The 17,446-nt window shown below is 70.6% G+C and carries 18 protein-coding genes and 1 tRNA gene; 9 read left to right on the top strand and 10 right to left on the bottom strand.

Annotated elements, in window-relative coordinates; translation table 11 throughout:
• Positions 1-11 precede the first annotated feature (11 nt).
• Positions 12-698, bottom strand: a complete 687-nt coding sequence (locus tag ABD882_RS02945) for a TetR/AcrR family transcriptional regulator (protein WP_345184183.1) — start codon at positions 696-698, stop codon at positions 12-14.
• Between the two features lie 75 nt (positions 699-773).
• Between ABD882_RS02945 and ABD882_RS02940 the strand changes: the two genes are divergently transcribed.
• Positions 774-1,721: an alpha/beta hydrolase family protein gene (locus tag ABD882_RS02940; RefSeq protein WP_345184181.1), complete on the top strand. Its 948-nt coding sequence runs from the start codon at positions 774-776 to the stop codon at positions 1,719-1,721.
• Positions 1,722-1,737: 16 nt separating this feature from the next.
• Here ABD882_RS02940 and ABD882_RS02935 read toward each other — a convergent pair whose 3' ends face one another.
• Positions 1,738-2,307: a MarR family winged helix-turn-helix transcriptional regulator gene (locus ABD882_RS02935; protein WP_345184179.1), complete on the bottom strand. Its 570-nt coding sequence runs from the start codon at positions 2,305-2,307 to the stop codon at positions 1,738-1,740.
• Between the two features lie 154 nt (positions 2,308-2,461).
• Here ABD882_RS02935 and ABD882_RS02930 point away from each other — a divergent pair, with 154 nt between their 5' ends.
• Together ABD882_RS02930 and ABD882_RS02925 are read left to right on the top strand one after the other, a co-directional pair.
• Complete coding sequence (locus tag ABD882_RS02930; protein ID WP_345184178.1) at positions 2,462-3,226, top strand: MarR family winged helix-turn-helix transcriptional regulator; 765 nt, start codon at positions 2,462-2,464, stop codon at positions 3,224-3,226.
• 175 nt (positions 3,227-3,401) lie between these two features.
• On the top strand, positions 3,402-4,328 hold the full coding sequence (locus ABD882_RS02925; RefSeq protein ID WP_345184176.1) for a helix-turn-helix transcriptional regulator: 927 nt from the start codon (positions 3,402-3,404) through the stop codon (positions 4,326-4,328).
• A gap of 105 nt (positions 4,329-4,433) precedes the next feature.
• On the opposite strand, the gene ABD882_RS02920 is transcribed toward ABD882_RS02925, so the two are convergent.
• The 8 genes from ABD882_RS02920 to ABD882_RS02885 form a co-directional block, all read right to left on the bottom strand.
• The gene (locus ABD882_RS02920) at positions 4,434-5,648 is read right to left on the bottom strand and encodes an MFS transporter (protein WP_345184174.1); all 1,215 of its coding nucleotides are present in this window, start codon (positions 5,646-5,648) and stop codon (positions 4,434-4,436) included.
• A 115-nt stretch (positions 5,649-5,763) separates the two neighbouring features.
• Complete coding sequence (locus ABD882_RS02915; protein ID WP_345184172.1) at positions 5,764-6,318, bottom strand: hypothetical protein; 555 nt, start codon at positions 6,316-6,318, stop codon at positions 5,764-5,766.
• 1 nt (position 6,319) lies between these two features.
• Entirely contained in the window at positions 6,320-6,925 is a 606-nt protein-coding gene (gene dcd / locus ABD882_RS02910) for a dCTP deaminase (RefSeq protein WP_345184171.1), read from the bottom strand.
• Between the two features lie 47 nt (positions 6,926-6,972).
• Positions 6,973-8,685 (bottom strand): ATP-binding protein, encoded by a 1,713-nt coding sequence (locus ABD882_RS02905; protein WP_345184169.1) that lies wholly within the window; start codon positions 8,683-8,685, stop codon positions 6,973-6,975.
• A 103-nt stretch (positions 8,686-8,788) separates the two neighbouring features.
• On the bottom strand, positions 8,789-9,481 hold the full coding sequence (locus tag ABD882_RS02900) for a response regulator (RefSeq protein ID WP_345184167.1): 693 nt from the start codon (positions 9,479-9,481) through the stop codon (positions 8,789-8,791).
• Positions 9,478-10,830, bottom strand: coding sequence for a sensor histidine kinase (locus ABD882_RS02895; protein WP_345184165.1), 1,353 nt, complete (start codon positions 10,828-10,830; stop codon positions 9,478-9,480). Before ABD882_RS02895 ends, ABD882_RS02900 begins: the two co-directional genes overlap by 4 nt.
• Before the next feature lie 40 nt (positions 10,831-10,870).
• Entirely contained in the window at positions 10,871-11,692 is an 822-nt protein-coding gene (locus ABD882_RS02890) for an ABC transporter permease subunit (RefSeq protein WP_345184163.1), read from the bottom strand.
• Positions 11,689-12,633 (bottom strand): ABC transporter ATP-binding protein, encoded by a 945-nt coding sequence (locus tag ABD882_RS02885; protein ID WP_345184161.1) that lies wholly within the window; start codon positions 12,631-12,633, stop codon positions 11,689-11,691. The genes ABD882_RS02890 and ABD882_RS02885 overlap by 4 nt, the downstream gene beginning before the upstream one ends.
• 171 nt (positions 12,634-12,804) lie before the next feature.
• On the opposite strand from ABD882_RS02885, the gene ABD882_RS02880 reads away from it, so the two are divergent.
• The 6 genes from ABD882_RS02880 to ABD882_RS02855 all read left to right on the top strand — a co-directional run bounded on the left by ABD882_RS02880 (position 12,805) and on the right by ABD882_RS02855 (position 17,335).
• Positions 12,805-12,878: transfer RNA gene (locus ABD882_RS02880), tRNA-Gly, on the top strand.
• Positions 12,879-13,040: 162 nt separating this feature from the next.
• A complete protein-coding gene (locus ABD882_RS02875; protein ID WP_345184159.1) occupies positions 13,041-13,460 on the top strand; it encodes a hypothetical protein in 420 nt (139 codons plus the stop codon).
• 212 nt (positions 13,461-13,672) lie between these two features.
• Positions 13,673-14,587 (top strand): cyclase family protein, encoded by a 915-nt coding sequence (locus ABD882_RS02870; protein WP_345184157.1) that lies wholly within the window; start codon positions 13,673-13,675, stop codon positions 14,585-14,587.
• Between the two features lie 36 nt (positions 14,588-14,623).
• Positions 14,624-15,199, top strand: coding sequence for a GNAT family N-acetyltransferase (locus tag ABD882_RS02865; RefSeq protein ID WP_345184156.1), 576 nt, complete (start codon positions 14,624-14,626; stop codon positions 15,197-15,199).
• Positions 15,200-15,246: 47 nt separating this feature from the next.
• Positions 15,247-16,896, top strand: coding sequence for an acyl-CoA dehydrogenase family protein (locus tag ABD882_RS02860; RefSeq protein WP_345184154.1), 1,650 nt, complete (start codon positions 15,247-15,249; stop codon positions 16,894-16,896).
• A gap of 10 nt (positions 16,897-16,906) precedes the next feature.
• Positions 16,907-17,335 (top strand): hypothetical protein, encoded by a 429-nt coding sequence (locus ABD882_RS02855; protein WP_345184152.1) that lies wholly within the window; start codon positions 16,907-16,909, stop codon positions 17,333-17,335.
• Positions 17,336-17,446: the final 111 nt, after the last annotated feature.

The raw sequence follows: 17,446 nt of genomic DNA, 5'->3' as shown, positions 1-17,446 counted from the left end.
CTCAGCCGTCCTCATGCGTCGAGCGCGGTCAGCCGATCCGGAGCGGCGCCCGCCGCACGAAGCCGCTCACGCATCGCCCGTGCCGCGAGGTCGTACGGCCGTTCGTCCTGCAGCAGCAGGGATCGCGAGTTGGCCTCCTCGTTCAGCGCCGCCAGCTCGAACGCCAGCTGCTCCGGATCCGTGACCGCAGCGAGTTCTCCGTTCGCGACCGCATGCCGGACCTGGGCCTCGATGTAGCCGTACCAGTCCACGAGCGCGGTGCGGACGGCGTCGCGCACGGGGCCGGGTTTGGAATCGACGTCGGCCGCGGTCGCCGCGAAGAAGCACCCGCCCGTGAAGACGCGGTCGCGGGAGTAGTCCAGGGCGTTGCGCAGCAGCGACGCCAGCCTCCGCACGCCGCGCGGCTCGGTGCGCGCACGCTCGACGATCAGAGCGGTGAAGACGTCCCTCGCGGCGGCGACCGTCGCCAGCTGGAGCCCCTCCTTGCTCTGGAACAGCGTGGCGATGCTGCTCTTGCCCCGGCCGGACGCCGTGGCCAGCCGGCCGATCGTGAGCCCGTCCAGACCGTCGACCGAGGCCAGGTCGGTCGCGCTCTGCAGGACAGTGCGCCGGGAGGCGTCTCCACGCACACGACGGCCGTCCGCGGCCTGACGCTGTGCAGGATCGGACGCGATGGCATCCACGGCGACCTTCGACATGCCCCTAGTATACGAACGATCGTTCGCGTAATCTACGTATGACCGTTCGTACACTTTCTTCGAGGGGAGCCCGCAATGCCCATCTCCACCCGCCTCCTCACCGCCGGCCTCCGCGCGGGCGGCGCCGTGTCGCCACCCCTGGCCGGCCGGCTCGCACTGCGCCTGTTCTTCACGACGACGCCGCGCATGACCGTACGCGAGGTGGATCGCGCGACGCATGAGGCGGCGCAGCGCGAGCGGATCCGGATCCGCGGATCCGAGGTCGTCGCCTACCGCTGGGGGCACGCCGAACGCGCCGTCCTGCTGATGCACGGGTGGCAGGGACGTGCGTCCCAGTTCGCGCCCCTCGTGCGGGAGCTCGTGTCCGCGGGATTCCGCGTCGTCGCGTTCGACGCGCCCGCCCACGGCGGGTCCGGCGGCCGACGCACGGACGTGCGGGACTGGGTCGAGGCCGCGGCACGACTGCAGCGCACCGATGGTCCGTTCCACGCGCTCGTCGGACACTCCTTCGGCGGCTTCGCCGCGCTGACCGCCGCGCGCACCGTCGTGCCGTCGCCCCGCGTCGCGGTGGTCGCCGGCGGCGCATCGCCGGCCGCGTTCCTGGCGGAGTTCTCCCGTGCACTGCACCTCGAGCCCGCCGTCGCGGCGAGCCTCGAGCAGCGGTTCGCCGCGCGATTCGGACTCGATCCGGATGGGATCGCCGCCGCCTACGACGCGATCCGGGATCCGCTGCCCTCCGGGACAGAACTGCTCGTGGTGCACGACCGCGATGACCGCCGTATGCCCGACGCGGACGCCGTGCGTGTGCATGCCGCGCATGCCGGACGCTCGCAGCTGCTGCGCACGGACGGCCTGGGGCACAACCGCGTGCTGGCGGCTGATCCGGTGCTGGACGCGATCGTCGCGTTCGCCGATGGCGGGATCGCCGAAGTCGACGCACGCCGATCCGACGCGAGCGACATCGATGGGAGCCGCGTGCGGGCCGGCGACTCCGCGGACTCGCCCGCGAGCGCCGTCCCCTGAGCCACCCGTATCAGGGTCAGCGCCAGTTTGCGGCGACCTTGGCCAGCAGGCGTGCGAACTCCGCCTGTTCCTCCGGCGTCAGCGCCGACATCGCGCCGCGCAGAGCCTCACGACGGTCGCCGCGGACACCACGCCCCATCCGCCGCCCCTCGTCGGTGAGCACGATGCGGGTGCGTCGGGCGTCATCCGGATCCGCCTCGCGGCGCAGCCAGCCCCGGTCCACACCCTGCTGCACGAGGCGCGAGGCGCGCGGCTGATCCACCCCGATCGCCTCGCCCATCGCGCTGACGCTGAGCGGACCCGCGGCGAGCGCCTCGAGCATGCGCAGCCGGGCCGGCGCCTCGCCGCGCGGCCCGCCCCAGCGCTCAGCACCCCGCGCGCGCGGATCCCCGTGCGGGCCGCCGTGATCGCCGTGCGGACCGGCGTGCGGCCCACCCCGTCCGCGAAACCCTTCGCCGTGCCGCGGGTCCGCATCATGCAGGCCGTGATGGTGCTCATGGGACAGTCGCGGCCCCCGGCCGCGCAGCATGCCGAGCGCGGCGACGATCGCGTCGAGGGGATCCGGGGTCTCGGCATCGTGGGGCATGCTCCTGATTTTACATGCGACTTGACATGCACCTCAATTGCATGTCACACTGCATGTACATGGCAGATGACATGGACCCGGGATCAGCCCGGGACGCGGGCCGCCGAGAGCGACGGGACCGTCCGTCATCGCCCAGATACCTGAAGGACTTCGTATGAACAACGCAGAAAACGACAACTCCGAGAACAACTCAGAGCACACGCCCTCCGACGGGAGCCGCCCGTTCGGCTTCTGGATCACCGCCGTCGACCGCCTCTCCGCGGCCGCTTTCGCCACCGCCTTCGAAGACGAGGGGATCACCCGCCGCGACTGGCGGATCCTGAACCTCATCGACGGCACCGTCCCCGCCGACCGCGAGCTGCACGGCCCGAAGCTGCGCCGCCTCGCCGCACTCGGCTGGATCCGGCGCACCGATGAGGGCTGGACCCTGACCGGCGAGGGCACTGCCGCCAAGGCGCGCCTGAGCACGGCCGTCGACGAGATCCGCGCCCAGGTCGCCGCTCCGCTCTCCCCGGAGGACTTCGCCGCCATGGCCGCCTCGCTCGAGAAGGTCGCCCGCGGCCTCGGCTGGGCCGAGGGCATGCGCCTTCCCCGTCCCGCTCGCACCCGCGACGGGCGCCGGGGACAGCACGGCCACGCCGAGCACCACGGTCGCCCCGGTCACGGGTTCGCCCACGGCGAACATGGCTTCGGTCCCCGCGAGCACGGATTCGGTCCCCGCGACGGCGAACGCCACGGCCACGGATTCGGTCCCGACCACGACGAGCACCACGGCCACGGCGAACGCCACGACCACCGCGAGCACTGCGACGGTCGCGCCGCCTTCGGCCACGTGCACCGCCGTCACGGCCACGGCCCGTTCCCGCGCGGCGCGTATGGCGCCCCGGCGCACCACGTCCACATCCACCTGCACGACTGATCGCGCCGGCACCCATCGGGCCTCTGACCGCACTCGCGGCAGGGGCCCGATCCTCGTCCCCTCGTCAGGATGAATGCCCCAGATCCGGCGGTTCTGGCGCAGATCGTCCTGATCTGGGGCGACTCGCCTGCTCCCGGGACGGAATACCCGCCGGCCGCACCGGGTTGCGACGATCATGACTCTCCTCGCCGACAGCCGGCCATCGCACGACGTGGCCGTGCCGGGCGCCGTGCGCGAGGACCATGGCCCCATCGAGTCCCTGCTCGCGGCCGTCGACGTGCGGCTGCGCCGTCAGGTGCGGATCGCCCCGGCGCCCGGCGAGATCATCGCGCTCGACCGCGACGCGCTGTCCCTCGTCTACGTCATCGAGGGCTCGGTGCACACGCAGTGCGGCGCCACGCCGGTGTCGCTCGTCGAGGGCGATGCGATCCTCACCCCGGGCCGCCGCACGACCTCCCTGCGCACGGATCCCGGCACGCGGATCCTGATCTCCACCCTCACGCTGGCCGCAAGCGCCCGGCATGTGGCCGAGGCGCTGCCCGACGTCGCGCTGGTCCGCGACTTCGCGCGGCACGAGCCCGCCGCAGCCATGCTCGCCGCGCAGCTCGGGCTCGATCTCACGGACTCTCGGCCCGATGCCGTGGCAACCACGCAGACGAACAGCGCCTTCCGCGACGGCGACGCGGTCGTCTGCCGAATGATGGCGAACACCGTGCTCGTCTCGGTCATCCGCGCCTGGGCCGCGCACGGCTGCGCACCGGCCGGCTGGCCCGCGCGCACGAGCGATCCGTTCCTGGACCGGGTGATCGAGGCGATCCACGCCGCCCCCGGCAACGACTGGAGCGTCGAGGGTCTGGCGAGCGTCGGCGCCATGTCGCGCACGGTGTTCGCCGAGCGCTTCCGCGCCGCGTTCGGCACGTCGCCGGCGAGCTATGTGACGGAGGTCAGGATCCGCGCCGCACAGGACCGGCTCGTGCTCGGCTGCCTGGTCAGCGAGATCTCGCGCGACCTCGGCTACAGCTCGGACGAGGGCTTCAGCCGCGCGTTCCGCCGCCGCACGGGCCAGACCCCGACGGCCTGGCGCCTCGCCCGCACCGCCTGAGCCGCACGCCCCTGCGGGGTCGTTGAGCGAGCAGCGACGAAGGAGCAGCGAGACGAAACGCCGCTTCCCGCGGATGCACGTATGGCAGCCCGCCGCCTCAGGAGTTCAGGCCTGGGCCCGGGCCGCGCTCCGGCTCGAGACGCCGAACAAGACCGCTCCGACGACGAGGATCACGGCGCCGATCGTGTAGACCTGGGCGATGCCGATGCCGTCGACCAGCACGCCCCCGATGCCCGCCGCCGCCATGATCGCGGCCTGGAAGCCCATTACGACCAGGCTGCCGCCCGCCTCGAGCCGATCCGGCATGCGGTGCCCGATCCAGGTGTTCACGATCAGCAGCCACGAGGCGAAGAAGAACCCCCACACGAACGCGACCACGCCGATCGCCCACAAGGATCCCGCCATCGCGTTCATCAGCAGCACGGCGCCGGCGATGACGAGCGGGGTGAGCACGGCGAGCACGCGGTAGCGGCGGTCGACGATGACGCCGATCGCGATGTTCCCGATGAAGCCGCCGACACCGAACAGGGCGAGCAGCAGGATGATCGTGCCCTCGGTGATCGCGGCGCCGCCGTCGTGCACGCGCTCGAGCGCGACGCGGATGTAGGTGTAGGCGAGGAAGTGTCCGAGCACGACCAGCACGTGCCCTGCGATGCCGAGACCGACCCCGCGGCGGCGGAGCGTCTCGAACAGGGTGGACAGCCGCGCCGCCCCCTCGGCGGGGACGCTCGGCAGCAGGATCCGCAGGGCGACGGCGAGCACGGCGCTGGCCGCGGCGGCGATCCCGAACACTCCGCGCCAGTCCACGACCTGGCTGAGCAGCACCCCGACCGGCACGCCCGCGACCGTCGCGAGCGAGACCCCAGCGGACGTGAACATCATCGCGCGTCCGAGCCGCGCGGGCCCCGCGATCCCCGCTGCGACCGTGACCGACATCGACCAGAAGCCGCTCAATGCGCCGCCCAGCAGCACGCGGGCGACGAGCAGCAGGGCCAGGCTCGGAGCGACCGCGACGATCAGGTTCGAGACGGCCGCGCCGATCGCCATCCACACCAGCAGCGAGCGCCGGTCCATCCGCGGCAGCATGAGGCCGATCGTCGGCGCGACGATGAGGCCCGCGAGCGCCGTCACGGTGACCATCTGTCCCGCTTGCCCCGCCGTCACCCCGATCTCGGCGGCGATGTCGGTGAGCAGTCCGCCGGGCAGGAACTCGGCCGTGACGAGCAGGAACGCCGTCGCCATCATGACGAGCAGGGCGCCGTAGTTCAGCCGGCGCGGAGCGGCGGCCGCGATCGTGGGCACGGGGGCGGTGGTGGTCATGGCTCCAGCCTTGCGGATCAGAGTCGTCGGCGCCCGACCGTGCGTCCGGCCGATCCGACCGTTCGTCCGGATCCGACCCTGCCGAGCGTCCGGATCGGACATCGGATTCCCGCGGTCAGGCGACAGCCGCGGGAAGAACAGCAAGCACCGCGGCCGCCGAGAACGGCCAAGCGTGACTGCCCACGAGCACCGCGATCAGCACGATCGCGCCCACCAGCAGAACGGCGAGGATCAGGAAGATCACGACGATCAGGCCGAAGTATCCCCCGGATCCGCCTTCGGGCGCGAGCGGTGCGGGTGGCGCGAGCGGCGCGGGCGCGGGGCCGGGCCTCTCGGGAGCCAGCGGAACCAGGGGCGGAGGCGTCGACGGGGACGGATCCTCAGCGGAGGGAGACTCGACCGACGAGGGGGGTTCCGCCAGCTCCTCCGGCGTGGCGAGCAGCTCGGCCAGACGCGCGTCGTCCTCGGCCGGTGCGATCTGCGGGTCGGCGAGGAGGTCGGCGAGGCCTTCGCTCTGCACGGGCACGGGCACGGGTGCGAGCTCGAGGTCGTCGGGCGACAGCACAGGATCTGCACCCACGGACTCCGCAGGACTCGGCGTCTCGACGTCGGCCGCCTGTGGGGGCGCGGACCGCTTGTCCTCAGAGGGATCGTTCTGGTCCGCGCTCATGTCAGCCTCCGGTGGATCCCGCGTCGGTCACGCCGACGTCGGTGAGATGGAAGTTCTGGAAGGATCGCGAGGCGGTCGGCCCGCGCTGGCCCTGATAGCGGTTGCCGTAGGGGCCGGATCCGTACGGGTTCTCAGCCGGCGAGCTCAGCTGGAAGAAGCACAGCTGGCCGATCTTCATGCCGGGCCAGAGCTTGATCGGCAGGGTCGCCACGTTCGCCAGCTCGAGGGTCACGTGCCCGGTGAAGCCGGGGTCGATGAAGCCGGCTGTGGAGTGCGTGATCAGGCCGAGGCGACCGAGCGAGGACTTGCCCTCGAGGCGTGCGGCGACGTCGTCCGCGAGCGACACCTGCTCGAAGGTCGCACCCAGGGCGAACTCTCCCGGGTGCAGGATGAACGGCTCCTCCGGGGCGACCTCGATCATCCGGGTCAACTCCGGCTGATCCGCCGAGGGATCGATGAACGGGTACTTGTGGTTGTCGAACAGCCGGAAGTAGCGGTCCAGCCGCACGTCGATGCTCGACGGCTGGATCATCGACGGTTCGAGCGGTTCCAGCCCGATCCGTCCCGTGTCGAGCCCCGCCCGGATGTCCCTGTCGCTCAGCAGCACAGGTTCAGCCTAGTTGCTGAGGATCGGGCGGGCCCGCGAGTCGATGATCAAGCGCGCTCCGGTGCATCGTCGTCCATCGCAAGAAGATAACGGCGATTCTTGCTTGTCGGTGATGCGGTCGCGATGATCCACCCGTCACTGACGAGTCCTCGCAGGACCTTGCGAAGTGCGCCGACCGCGCGTCCCGATGCCTCCGCGATTTCGTGAATGGTCCTAGGGTCAGTCTTGGAGAGCACCCGGAAGATCTCGAAGTCCCGGGAAGCCGGCAACGGCGCACCCTCGGCGAGGACGAACGTCTCATCATGCGTCATCCGAAGCACTCCTTCCCGTCGCAATGCCCGCAGAGTTTCCCGCGCCTCGTCTGAATCGATCCTCAGCGCATCCCGAAGCCCAGCGACCGATACCTCCCCTTCGCGTCGAGCCAGGAGAAGCGCTGTGTCCTCTCGCGCATCCAGATCCCGATCGACCAAGCCCCGAAGCCATTCGCGGTGCTCGGGGATCTCAGCGCCATGGCGCCAGAGGGTGACTCGTACCTGATCGGGGGTTGCGACGTAATGCGGCCGTTGCAGAGCATGTGCTTCCATCTCGGAGTTCATCATGCGGACCCCTCCGCCTTGCCCCTCGACAGTGAATCGCCCGGCGCCCCGAACAGCAATCTGCTGCATCAGCGGCATGAGCGTGAGATTTCGGCAACGAGAGGTCCCGTCATCGAGGTTCTCCAGCGTCTTGCCTCCCCACAGGCCTCCCGGATTCGTGATCTCGATTCGGTCACTGAAGACATCCACCGTGACCGGTTGCCCCGTGAAGACAGCCGCATACTCCCTATGCAGCACCGCGTTGGCAATAGCTTCCCTGAGTACCTCAGTGGGAATCTCGGGCACCTCACTCCGACCCGCTCCCTCAACGATCGAGTAGGTGCGCAGATTGCGAAGAACGACATTGATCGCTTCATCGATCGAATCGGCGACCGGTCCCACGCACTCGCGGCGGTCTATGAATCGCGTCGCCACGCCCGGTAGCGACTTCTCCCTTCCCAGATGCACGGCGACATCGATCAGAAGACGTGGCAGAAATTGCTGTGGATAGACGCCCGCGGTCAACAACCCGGCGAGCCTGATCCTGCCTTGTTTGTCGACGATATTGAGGCGGCTGAGTTTCTCCCTTCGCGTGGATGTTCCATAAAGGGCTTTGGAGGACGCCATCCGCGTGAGCAGAGCTTCGATGATCTCCGGATCGAGGTCCGACTCATCTGCGTCAGGAACCGGTTCGCCGTCGGCTTTGGACGGTGTCAACGCGTGCTGCATCTCGAAGACCTCTGCCGGGCTGAGCCTGATGTTCTTGTCATCGACCCTGCGAAAAGCGCCACTGGGCAATCCTTTGGCAGTCACAAAGCAGGGCTTCAGTCCGACGGGATTCTCCGTGATCACGATGACCAGCACTTCCCCGTCATCGATGATGTCCCGACGAAGGGCATACGACGGCGGATTCGTGAGGCGCACGCCGCTCCCTCCTCCGTCTCCGATTCCTTCCACGAACTGATCGCGCACGCGATCGAGAGCGAATTGTTCTACGGGGAGGAAGCCCGCTTCCTCCGAGAGCCCGAGGATGATCGTTCCTCCCGCCGTGTTTGCGAAGGCGCTGACCGTATCCCAGATATCCGTCGTGAGGCTCTTCGCGCTCGACTTCACTTCAACGAGTGCGTCGTCAGTGCCCTGGCGACGCAGTCGGGCCACGGTCACTTGCAGTAGATCATCCGCCACCGTCACTCCTCCTTCACTGACCGTCACTATCCGTCAGTGACTCGACATTACCGTCACTGACGGCCAAGCCGCTCCACTGACGGCCATGCCGCTCCACTGATGGTCAGAGCTGAGGATCGGGCGGGCCCGCGAGTCCGAGACGATGGGCGAGGATCACGGCGTGCACCCGGTCGCGGGCGTCGAGCTTGGCGAGCACCCGCCCCACATGCGTCTTCACCGTCGATTCGCTGAGGAAGAAGCGCTCCGCGATCTCGCCGTTCGTCAGCCCCGCGGCGATCGCGAGGAAGACGTCGCGCTCGCGGTCGGTGAGCGCGGCGGTCGGGTCGTCCCCGCCGGGCGCTCCGGAGGTCGCCGACTCGCGCAGCAGCTGGGGCGCGACCCGGTCGAGCAGCGCCCGGGTGATCCGGGGCGCGAGGGCGCCGTCTCCCCGATGCACCGCGCGCACGGCGGCGATCAGCTCTTCGCGTTGCGCGTCCTTGAGCAGGAATCCGCTCGCGCCGGCCCGGATCGCGCCGAACGCGTACTCGTCGAGGTCGAACGTCGTCAGCACGAGCACCCGGGTGCCGGGGTGGGCGCGCACGATCGCCTCCGTCGCAGCGATCCCGTCCACGCCGGGCATCCGCACGTCCATGAGCACCACGTCCGGACGCAGCGTCGCCGCCCGCTCGATCGCCGCGGCGCCGTCGCCGGCCTCCCCCACCACGACGAGATCGGGCTCGGCCTCGAGCACGAGCCGGAAGCCGACGCGGATCAGCTCCTGATCGTCGACGAGCAGCACGCGGATCGGTTCCGTCATCGCAGGGCCTCCTCGATCCGGGCGAGGGAATCCGTTCCGGCTGCGGTCGCGGCGGCGCCCGCGGTCGCCCCCTCCGGGGCCGACGGAGCCGGCGCGGCGCCGGCGCGCGGCAGCTCGGCCCGCAGCATCCATCGCCCGCGTCCGGCCGGCGCCGACACGACCATGCCGCCGAGCAGCGTCGCCCGCTCGACCAGCCCGCGCAGGCCGAAGCCGCCCGAGGACGCGGCCCCGGATGCGGCGGATCCGGATCCTGTTCCGCTCACCCCGTCGTTCACGATCTCGATTACGATCGGATCCGCGTCGTGGTCGATGCGCACGTCGATGAGGCTCGCGTGCGCGGCATGCCGCATCGCGTTGGTGACGCCCTCCTGCACGATCCGGCCGATCGCGAAGCGCAGCGCAGGTGCGACCTCGGCGTCGCCGCGCACCGCGAGCGTCGCGTCGAAGCCGGCCCGCTGCGCTTCGGCGACGGTTTCCGCAGGGCTCGCGGCGACCAGCGGGGCGAGCGGCGCGTCGGCAGCGCCGTCCCGGAGCACACCCAGCATCGAGCGCATCTCGGTGAGGGCGTCGCGCGCGGTCGCCGCGGCCGCCGTCGATGCGGCCCTGGCCCGGCCGCGGTCGGGCGTCGCGGCCGCGCCTTCCGACAGGGCGACGACCACGGTCAGCGAGTGCGAGACGATGTCGTGCATCTCGCGGGCGATGCGATCCCGCTCGGCGGCGGCAGCCAGCTGCGCATGCTGGTCGCGCTCGACGAGCAGCTGCCGGGAGCGGTCGATGACCGCCTCCAGATAGCGCTTGCGGTTGCCGACGTTGATGCCGATGAGAGCGCCGATGAGACCGAGCACGAGGTTGCCGATCACGGCGTTGATCGCGACCGCGAACGAGATCGCACCGCTCGCCGAGAGCGTGAACGACAGCACGCTCAGCCCGCCCAGCCCGATCCCGGATCCGATCCAGCAGGCCCGAACAGACCGATAGACCGCCAGCGAATAGGTGGCGATGAGCACGAGCGATCCGCCGACGACCGTGGTGCCCTGCAGCAGATAGGAGGCCGCTGCCACCCAGGCCGCGACGAAGACGACGATCGGCCAGCGTCGTCGCTTCAGCAGCAGTGCGCTGCCGGCGAGCACGGCGAGCGGCGTCAGGAACGCCGTGGCCGGCCGCGGGTCGCCACCGATCGTTCCCGGCGTCGAGAGCGCGAGGAAGATGAGCGCGATGAGGATGTCGGTGAACAGCGGATGCCGCGCCCAGAACCGCCGGATCACGCCAGGCGGACGCGGCAGCCGCAGCTCCTCGTCCGCCGGGACGGATCCCGGGGACAAGTCGCTGCGGCTGAGCGAGGTCGACATGCTCACGACCCTACGCGGGCGGGCGCGGAGCGGCGGGCGATCAGGCGTCCCGCGTGCGCAGCACGGCCCAAGCGCCGAGCATCCCGGCGACGACCCACAGACCGAGCGTGAGGAAGGCGACGGGGGCACTGAGGGGTGCGCTGTCGTGCGGCGAGATCGCGTACTGCGCGGCGGAGAGCGGCAGGTAATTGCTCGCGTCCAGGATCCACTTCCAGCTCTTCCCGGCCATCGAGAACATGCTCGCGACGATCGGCAGCACGAACAGCAGCCCGACGGTCGCCGCGATCGCGCCCGCGCCGGAGCGCAGCACGTAGCCGAACGAGACCCCGATCAGCGCGCACACGGCCATCGCGAGCGACGCGGCGAGCAGCGGCACGATCGTCGCCGACGGCGTGCCCCAGTCCAGCGCCATGTCCTTTCCGGCGAGGACCGGCGACACGATGAAGGCGGCGGCGAAGAAGATCACGAGCGACGCCACGAACAGGAACACCGCCAGCACGATGGCCTTCGCGGCGAGTACGCGTCCGCGCACCGGGTCGGCGGTGAGTGTCGAGCGGATCATGCCCGTGGAGTACTCCCCCGTCACAGCGATCGCGCCGAGGATCCCGGCGAGCAGAGCCGTGAACTGGATCGGTGAGACGACCGCGAAGATGCCCTCGAACCCCGAGGTCCCTGAGGGGACCGACGAGGCGATGAGCACCGCGATCCCGATGGTGAGCAGTGCGGTGATCCCGATCGACCACCACGTGGAGCGCAGGGTCGCGAGCTTGATCCACTCGCTGCGCAGCGTGCGCGGCAGGGTGAGCGCGAACCGGGTGGCCGGGACGTGCGTGGCGCGGGTGGGATGGGTGGTGACGGTCATGCCACGACCTCCTCGAGCGGCGCGCCGTCGGCGGGGACGGCGCGGGTGCGGTATTCGACGGCCTCGCCCGTGAGCGCGAGATAGGCGTCTTCGAGCGACCCGCTGGTCGGCGTGAGCTCGTGCAGCGGGATGCCGCGGTCGGCGGCGAGATCGCCGATACGCCAGGCCTCGAGGCCGGCGATGTCGAGCGTGTCGGGGCTGGTCGAGACGACCTCGATATCACGTCCGGAGACGAGGGCGGCGAGCTCGGCGGCCCGAGGGCTGCGCACGTGCACGCGGGCCGTGGTCCAGGCCCGCACGAGCTCGGGGAGGGCGGCGTCCGCGAGGACCTTGCCCCGGCCGAGCACGATCACGTGATCGGCGGTCTGCGCCATCTCGCTCATCAGGTGGCTCGAGAGCAGCACCGTGCGCCCCTCGGATGCCGCGTGCCGCACGAACTGGCGCACCCAGCGCACGCCCTCCGGGTCGAGGCCGTTCACCGGCTCGTCCAGGATCAGCGTGTGCGGGTCGCCGAGCAGTGCGGCGGCGATGCCGAGCCGCTGCCCCATGCCCAGGGAGAACTTGCCCGCGCGCTTGCGGGAGACGGATCCGATGCCCGCGATCTCGATGACCTCGTCGACGCGCGCCGACGGCAGGCCGTGCGTCGCGGCGAGCGCACGCAGGTGGTTGCGGGCCGAGCGGCCGGTGTGCACCGCCTTCGCGTCGAGCAGCACGCCCACCTCGGTGAGGGGCGCGCGGAGGCGGCGGTAGTCCTGCCCGTTGACGGTGACCCGGCCCGCGCTCGGGCGGTCCAGCCCCACGATCATGCGCATCGTGGTCGACTTGCCCGCGCCGTTCGGCCCGAGGAAGCCCGTGACCGTGCCGGGGCGGACCGTGAACGACACATCGTCGACGGCCGCCTTGTCGCCGTATCGCTTGCTGAGTCCCTCTGCTGTGATCATGCCTTCGACGCTAGGGCGCAGGGTGCGGGCGGCGCGTCCCCCGCGAGGATGACTTCGGCGAGGGGCGTGGTACTGGGGTGCCATGTGGGTGGGGGGCGGCGGGTGGGCGGGGGGCTCGCGCGCAACAGGCACGCGCACGTTTGTTATGCTGGCCAGGCGTCTTCGACGCACGGGGCTGTAGTTCAATGGCAGAACTTCTGCTTCCCAAGCAGATAGCGCGGGTTCGATTCCCGTCAGCCCCTCCACTTGTTCCGCTGTCGAATCGCCACGATTCTCGATGCTGAGGCGCGCCGGTCCCCCTGCTCGAGCACCTCGTGGTCGAGACGACGTCGACCTGGGACTCTCCTTCCGTGTATCAGGAGGCTCTCGTGAGCTCTCTTTGAGAGGTGTAGGTCACACCTCGATCAATGGAGAACATCATGGACGTCTCGGAAGCCCGACTTCGTTTCTTTGCCCAGCAGAATCAGTACATCTGGGAGATCATCGGCGGCGGACCGCTCGGGTGGAATGCCCTGAACCCACAGCCGCTTCCTCCCCAGGCGATCGGCGCAGCGTTCGTCTCGATTCTGGCCGAGCGGGCTTCGATCGCCGGCAGCTTCTCGCAGTTCGCGGATGAGGTCGACGTCTGGTGCCTGACCGGGCATCCGCGCCACATTCCGAAGCCCAAGGGGACGGGCCCGGATCCGCTGCCGTGGCAGGTCTTCCTGGGCGCCGCGGTCGCGGCCGTCGAACTGGCCCACGGGCTCGAGGCCGAGGACGCCGAACAGGTCGGCGGCGCGGCACAGCAGCTCTTCCGGCAGGCCCAACAGATGGACTCCTCAATGTGATGTCGAGGGCCTGTTTTCGTGAATCGCTGCTGAGCTGCTGATCGCGGCCATCCTCGTCGCGTTCATTCCGGCCGCGAAGAAGTCCCCCGCCACGGCGGCCACCGCGACATCCGCATCCGCCGACGACGACACCGCGTCGGCCGCGAGCGGCCCCGAGCCTGAACTCGTCGGCGCGACCGATCCGCGGTGACCAGGGCCGCCATACTGGCCTGATGACACCGACCGACTACCGCGCGCACTTCGGCTTCGACATCACGTTCGCGAACGGCGGCGGGATGCACGGCGAGGGCTTCCGTCTCGATCTGCCCGCCGCCGATCTCGACGCCGATGCGATCGGCCTGCTCCTCATCCGGCACCTCGGCCTCGCGCTCGTCGAGTCGGTTGTGCTGAACGACCTCGAGATCGTCGCGGAGCAGCACCGCGGCAGCCGTGGCGTCGAGGCGTCCACGGCCGCAACCGGGCGCCGCATCGTCGACCTGTCCCACCCGATCCACGCGGGCCTCATCACCTATCCCGGCCTGCCCGCGCCGACGATCACGCCGTTCCTCACCCGGGAGGACTCGCGCGCGAAATACGCGCCCGGCACCGAGTTCGCGATGGACGTCATCACGATGATCGGCAACACCGGAACCTACGTCGACTCGCCGTTCCACCGCTATGCCGAGGGCGGAGACCTGTCGTCGATCCCGCTCGAGAAGCTCGTCGACCTGCCCGCCGAGGTCTTCCACCTCACCGACTCCTGGTCGGCCGACGAGCGTGGGATAGCCTCCAGGACCCTGGCGGACCGGGATCTGCGCGGTGCGGCAGTGCTGCTGCACACCGGCTGGGATCGCCTGTTCGGCACCCCGGAGTACGGGCACGGCGCCCCGTTCCTCACCGGCGACGCGGCACAGTTCCTCGTCGACGCGGGCGTCGCGCTCGTGGGCATCGACTCGCTCAACATCGACGACACCGAGTCCGGCGGCGAGCGCCCCGCACACTCGATCCTGCTCGCCGCGGGGATTCCGGTGGTCGAGCACCTCGCGCATCTGGACACCCTGCCGTCCCGCGGCGCGCGATTCACCGCCGCTCCCCCGGCGGTGGCCGGGTTCGGGACGTTCCCCGTACGGGCGCACGCGATCGTCTGAGCCGCGATGTCGGGGGCCCCAGGTAGCGTGTGACTCATGCCGTCACAGCCCGTCGTCACCCTCCGTGCCCGCACCGCAGCGGATCTGGACGCCCTGTATGCGATCGCCGCAGACCTGGACACCTGGGAGGAGCGCAATCCCGGCAGGCCCGCCGTCCCCACGCGAGAGGCGTTCGAGGCGCGGCTCGCCGAGCGCGACGCCACCCGGAGCGGGAACCTCGGCTTCGTGATCGACGTGGACGGCGAGACCGTCGGCACTGTGGGCCTGTTCGACATCGACGAGCTCTCCCGGCACGCGGAGGTCGGGATCGCGCTGAGCCCTGCCGTGCGCGGCAGGGGCATCGGGACCGATGCCATCCGGCAGATCGTGGAGTTCGCGTTCGTGCGCGCCAACCTGCGCCGCGTGCACCTCGAGGTGATCTCGTCCAACGCGGCAGCGATCCGGGTCTACGAGAAGGCGGGCTTCATCGTCGAGGGGCGCCAGCGCGAGCACGCCTGGGTGCGCGGCGGCTACGAGGACATCGTCCGCATGGGGCTGCTCCGGTCGGAATGGAGCGCCGGTCGAGGATCCTCAACCCCGGCGAGCATTGGCGACGGGACGATCGGCGTCTAGCTGCCCGGACGGCGTAGCGTCGGACCAGACGATCGAAGGGGATCCGCATGGCGACGCACACCGTGACCAACCAGGCGCCACCGCGCGAGGACGTGGACGAGTACGCGCTCGACCTGCCGCTGGTCGAGGGCGTCCGCCGGCACGGCGCAGCGTGGGCCGAGCCCGCGCTGACGGCGACCGGGCGGCTGGTCGGCTCCGCCGGGTTCCAGCACGACGCCGAGCTCGCGAACGTGCACGAACCCGAACTCGTCGCCTTCGACCGCTGGGGCCGCCGGATCGACGAGGTCGAATACCATCCGTCGTATCACCGGGTCATCGTGGCCGCGGTGGCGGCCGGTGCGCACACCTCGGCATGGGCGGATCCACGGCCTGGCGCCCAGGTGGCACGCGCCGCGCAGTTCCTGCTGTTCGCGCAGGTCGAGCCGGGGCACGCCTGTCCGGTCTCGATGACCCACGCGGTCGTCCCCGCGCTGCAGCAATACGCACCCGCCGACCTGCGGGACGAGTGGATCCCCCGGCTGCTGGCCCGCGACTACTCCCCCGCTCTCGTCCCCGGCAAGACCTCGGCGCTGTTCGGCATGGCGATGACCGAGAAGCAGGGCGGATCCGACGTGCGCGCGAACCGGACGACCGCGGCTCCGGCGGGAGACGGATCCTGGATCCTCACCGGGCACAAGTGGTTCTGCTCGGCACCGATGTCAGACGGCTTCCTCGTGCTCGCGCAGGCGCCCGCCGGCCTCAGCTGCTTCCTGGTGCCGCGGGTGCTGCCGGACGGATCCCGCAACCCGTTCCTCATCCAGCGTCTCAAGGACAAGCTCGGCAACCGCGCGAACGCGTCGAGCGAGGTGGAGTTCGACGGGACGATCGGATGGCTCGTGGGCGAGGAGGGTCGCGGTGTCCGCACGATCATCGAGATGGTCAATCAGACGCGTCTCGATTGCATGCTGGGCACGGCCGCGGGGATGCGGCAGGCGACGGCCGAGGCGATCTGGCACGCGCAGCACCGGTCGGCGTTCGGCGCGCTCCTGGTGGCCCAGCCGGCGATGACTCAGGTGCTCGCCGATCTCGCGGTCGAGACCGAGGCCGCGATCGCCGCCTCGCTGCGGGTCGCCGCGGCCTACGAATCCGACGCGCCTGCCGACGATGAGCCGTTCCGCCGGCTGGCGACGGCGGTGCTGAAATACTGGATCTGCAAGCGCGGGCCCGGCCACGCGTACGAGGCGCTGGAGTGCCTGGGCGGCAACGGCTACACCGAGGCCTTCCCGCTCGCGCGGCGCTACCGGGAGCAGCCCGTGATGGCGGTGTGGGAGGGATCCGGCAACGTCATCGCGCTCGACGTGCTGCGCGCGATCGCCCGCGAGCCCGAGACGGCGGATGCCCTGCTCGCGGAGGTGCGCCTGGCCGCTGGCGCGGATGCGCGCCTCGACGCGCACGTCACCGCCACGGAGCAGCTGCTCCGTGCGGCGCAGCGCGATCCCGCCTCCGCCGAGGCGCAGGCCGGGGCGCGCCGGCTCACCGAGGCGCTCGCGGTGGCGCTGCAGGGATCCCTGCTGATCCGGCACGCTCCGGCCGCGTTCGCCGACGCGTTCGCAGCGTCGCGGCTGGGCGATGCGCGCGGGTTCCTCTACGGATCCGCACCGGTGTCGGCCGCGCAGGAGATCGTGGCCCGCCACGCCGGGGACGCCGGCCGACGGTAACCTCGAGGGCATGGCTCCGGATCGACGGCTCGTGGCACTGCTCGGCGAATGGACGGGGACGGAGGAGCTGTTCGCGACCGCGTGGACCCAGGCCGGCACCGCCCGCGGCGCGCTCACGGTCGAACCCGGACCGGACGGGATCCTGCTGGACTACGTCTCGCAGAATGATCAGGGTCACCTCGTCGCGCACGGCGTCGTCGCCGGCGCCGGTTTCTGGTGGTTCGACACGTACGGTTTCACCCCCACGACGCCCGGCTCGGCGAGCTGGCACGGCGACGTCCTCGTCCTGGACCGTCGCTCGGACCGGGGTCGCACGGTAATGCGCCTGCGCGCGGACGGCGAACGGCTCGCGCTCGAACTCGACACCGCGGTTCCGGCGGATGCGGATCCGCTCCCGCTCGTCCGCGGCACGTACACGCGCCAGCCGTCCCCGGCCTGAGGCCGAGAAACCAGATCCTGCATGAGACACCAGTTCTGAGGTGGTGTCTCATGCAGGAAGTGGTTTCTCGCGGGACGCCCTGACGACCGACGGGCTAAGTCCAACGGGCCG

The organism is Microbacterium panaciterrae, assembly GCF_039541635.1.
Classification (GTDB): domain Bacteria; phylum Actinomycetota; class Actinomycetes; order Actinomycetales; family Microbacteriaceae; genus Microbacterium; species Microbacterium panaciterrae.
This window is presented reverse-complemented; position numbering and strand designations above follow the sequence as displayed.

Excerpts from the sequence above, each read along its gene's own strand:
- ABD882_RS02945 (WP_345184183.1), bottom strand. The coding sequence starts at position 698 with ATGTCGAAGGTCGCCGTGGATGCCATCGCGTCCGATCCTGCACAGCGT.
- ABD882_RS02940 (WP_345184181.1), top strand. The coding sequence starts at position 774 with ATGCCCATCTCCACCCGCCTCCTCACCGCCGGCCTCCGCGCGGGCGGC.
- ABD882_RS02935 (WP_345184179.1), bottom strand. The coding sequence starts at position 2,307 with ATGCCCCACGATGCCGAGACCCCGGATCCCCTCGACGCGATCGTCGCC.
- ABD882_RS02930 (WP_345184178.1), top strand. The coding sequence starts at position 2,462 with ATGAACAACGCAGAAAACGACAACTCCGAGAACAACTCAGAGCACACG.
- ABD882_RS02925 (WP_345184176.1), top strand. The coding sequence starts at position 3,402 with ATGACTCTCCTCGCCGACAGCCGGCCATCGCACGACGTGGCCGTGCCG.
- ABD882_RS02920 (WP_345184174.1), bottom strand. The coding sequence starts at position 5,648 with ATGACCACCACCGCCCCCGTGCCCACGATCGCGGCCGCCGCTCCGCGC.
- ABD882_RS02915 (WP_345184172.1), bottom strand. The coding sequence starts at position 6,318 with ATGAGCGCGGACCAGAACGATCCCTCTGAGGACAAGCGGTCCGCGCCC.
- ABD882_RS02900 (WP_345184167.1), bottom strand. The coding sequence starts at position 9,481 with ATGACGGAACCGATCCGCGTGCTGCTCGTCGACGATCAGGAGCTGATC.
- ABD882_RS02895 (WP_345184165.1), bottom strand. The coding sequence starts at position 10,830 with ATGTCGACCTCGCTCAGCCGCAGCGACTTGTCCCCGGGATCCGTCCCG.
- ABD882_RS02890 (WP_345184163.1), bottom strand. The coding sequence starts at position 11,692 with ATGACCGTCACCACCCATCCCACCCGCGCCACGCACGTCCCGGCCACC.
- ABD882_RS02885 (WP_345184161.1), bottom strand. The coding sequence starts at position 12,633 with ATGATCACAGCAGAGGGACTCAGCAAGCGATACGGCGACAAGGCGGCC.
- ABD882_RS02875 (WP_345184159.1), top strand. The coding sequence starts at position 13,041 with ATGGAGAACATCATGGACGTCTCGGAAGCCCGACTTCGTTTCTTTGCC.
- ABD882_RS02870 (WP_345184157.1), top strand. The coding sequence starts at position 13,673 with ATGACACCGACCGACTACCGCGCGCACTTCGGCTTCGACATCACGTTC.
- ABD882_RS02865 (WP_345184156.1), top strand. The coding sequence starts at position 14,624 with ATGCCGTCACAGCCCGTCGTCACCCTCCGTGCCCGCACCGCAGCGGAT.
- ABD882_RS02860 (WP_345184154.1), top strand. The coding sequence starts at position 15,247 with ATGGCGACGCACACCGTGACCAACCAGGCGCCACCGCGCGAGGACGTG.
- ABD882_RS02855 (WP_345184152.1), top strand. The coding sequence starts at position 16,907 with ATGGCTCCGGATCGACGGCTCGTGGCACTGCTCGGCGAATGGACGGGG.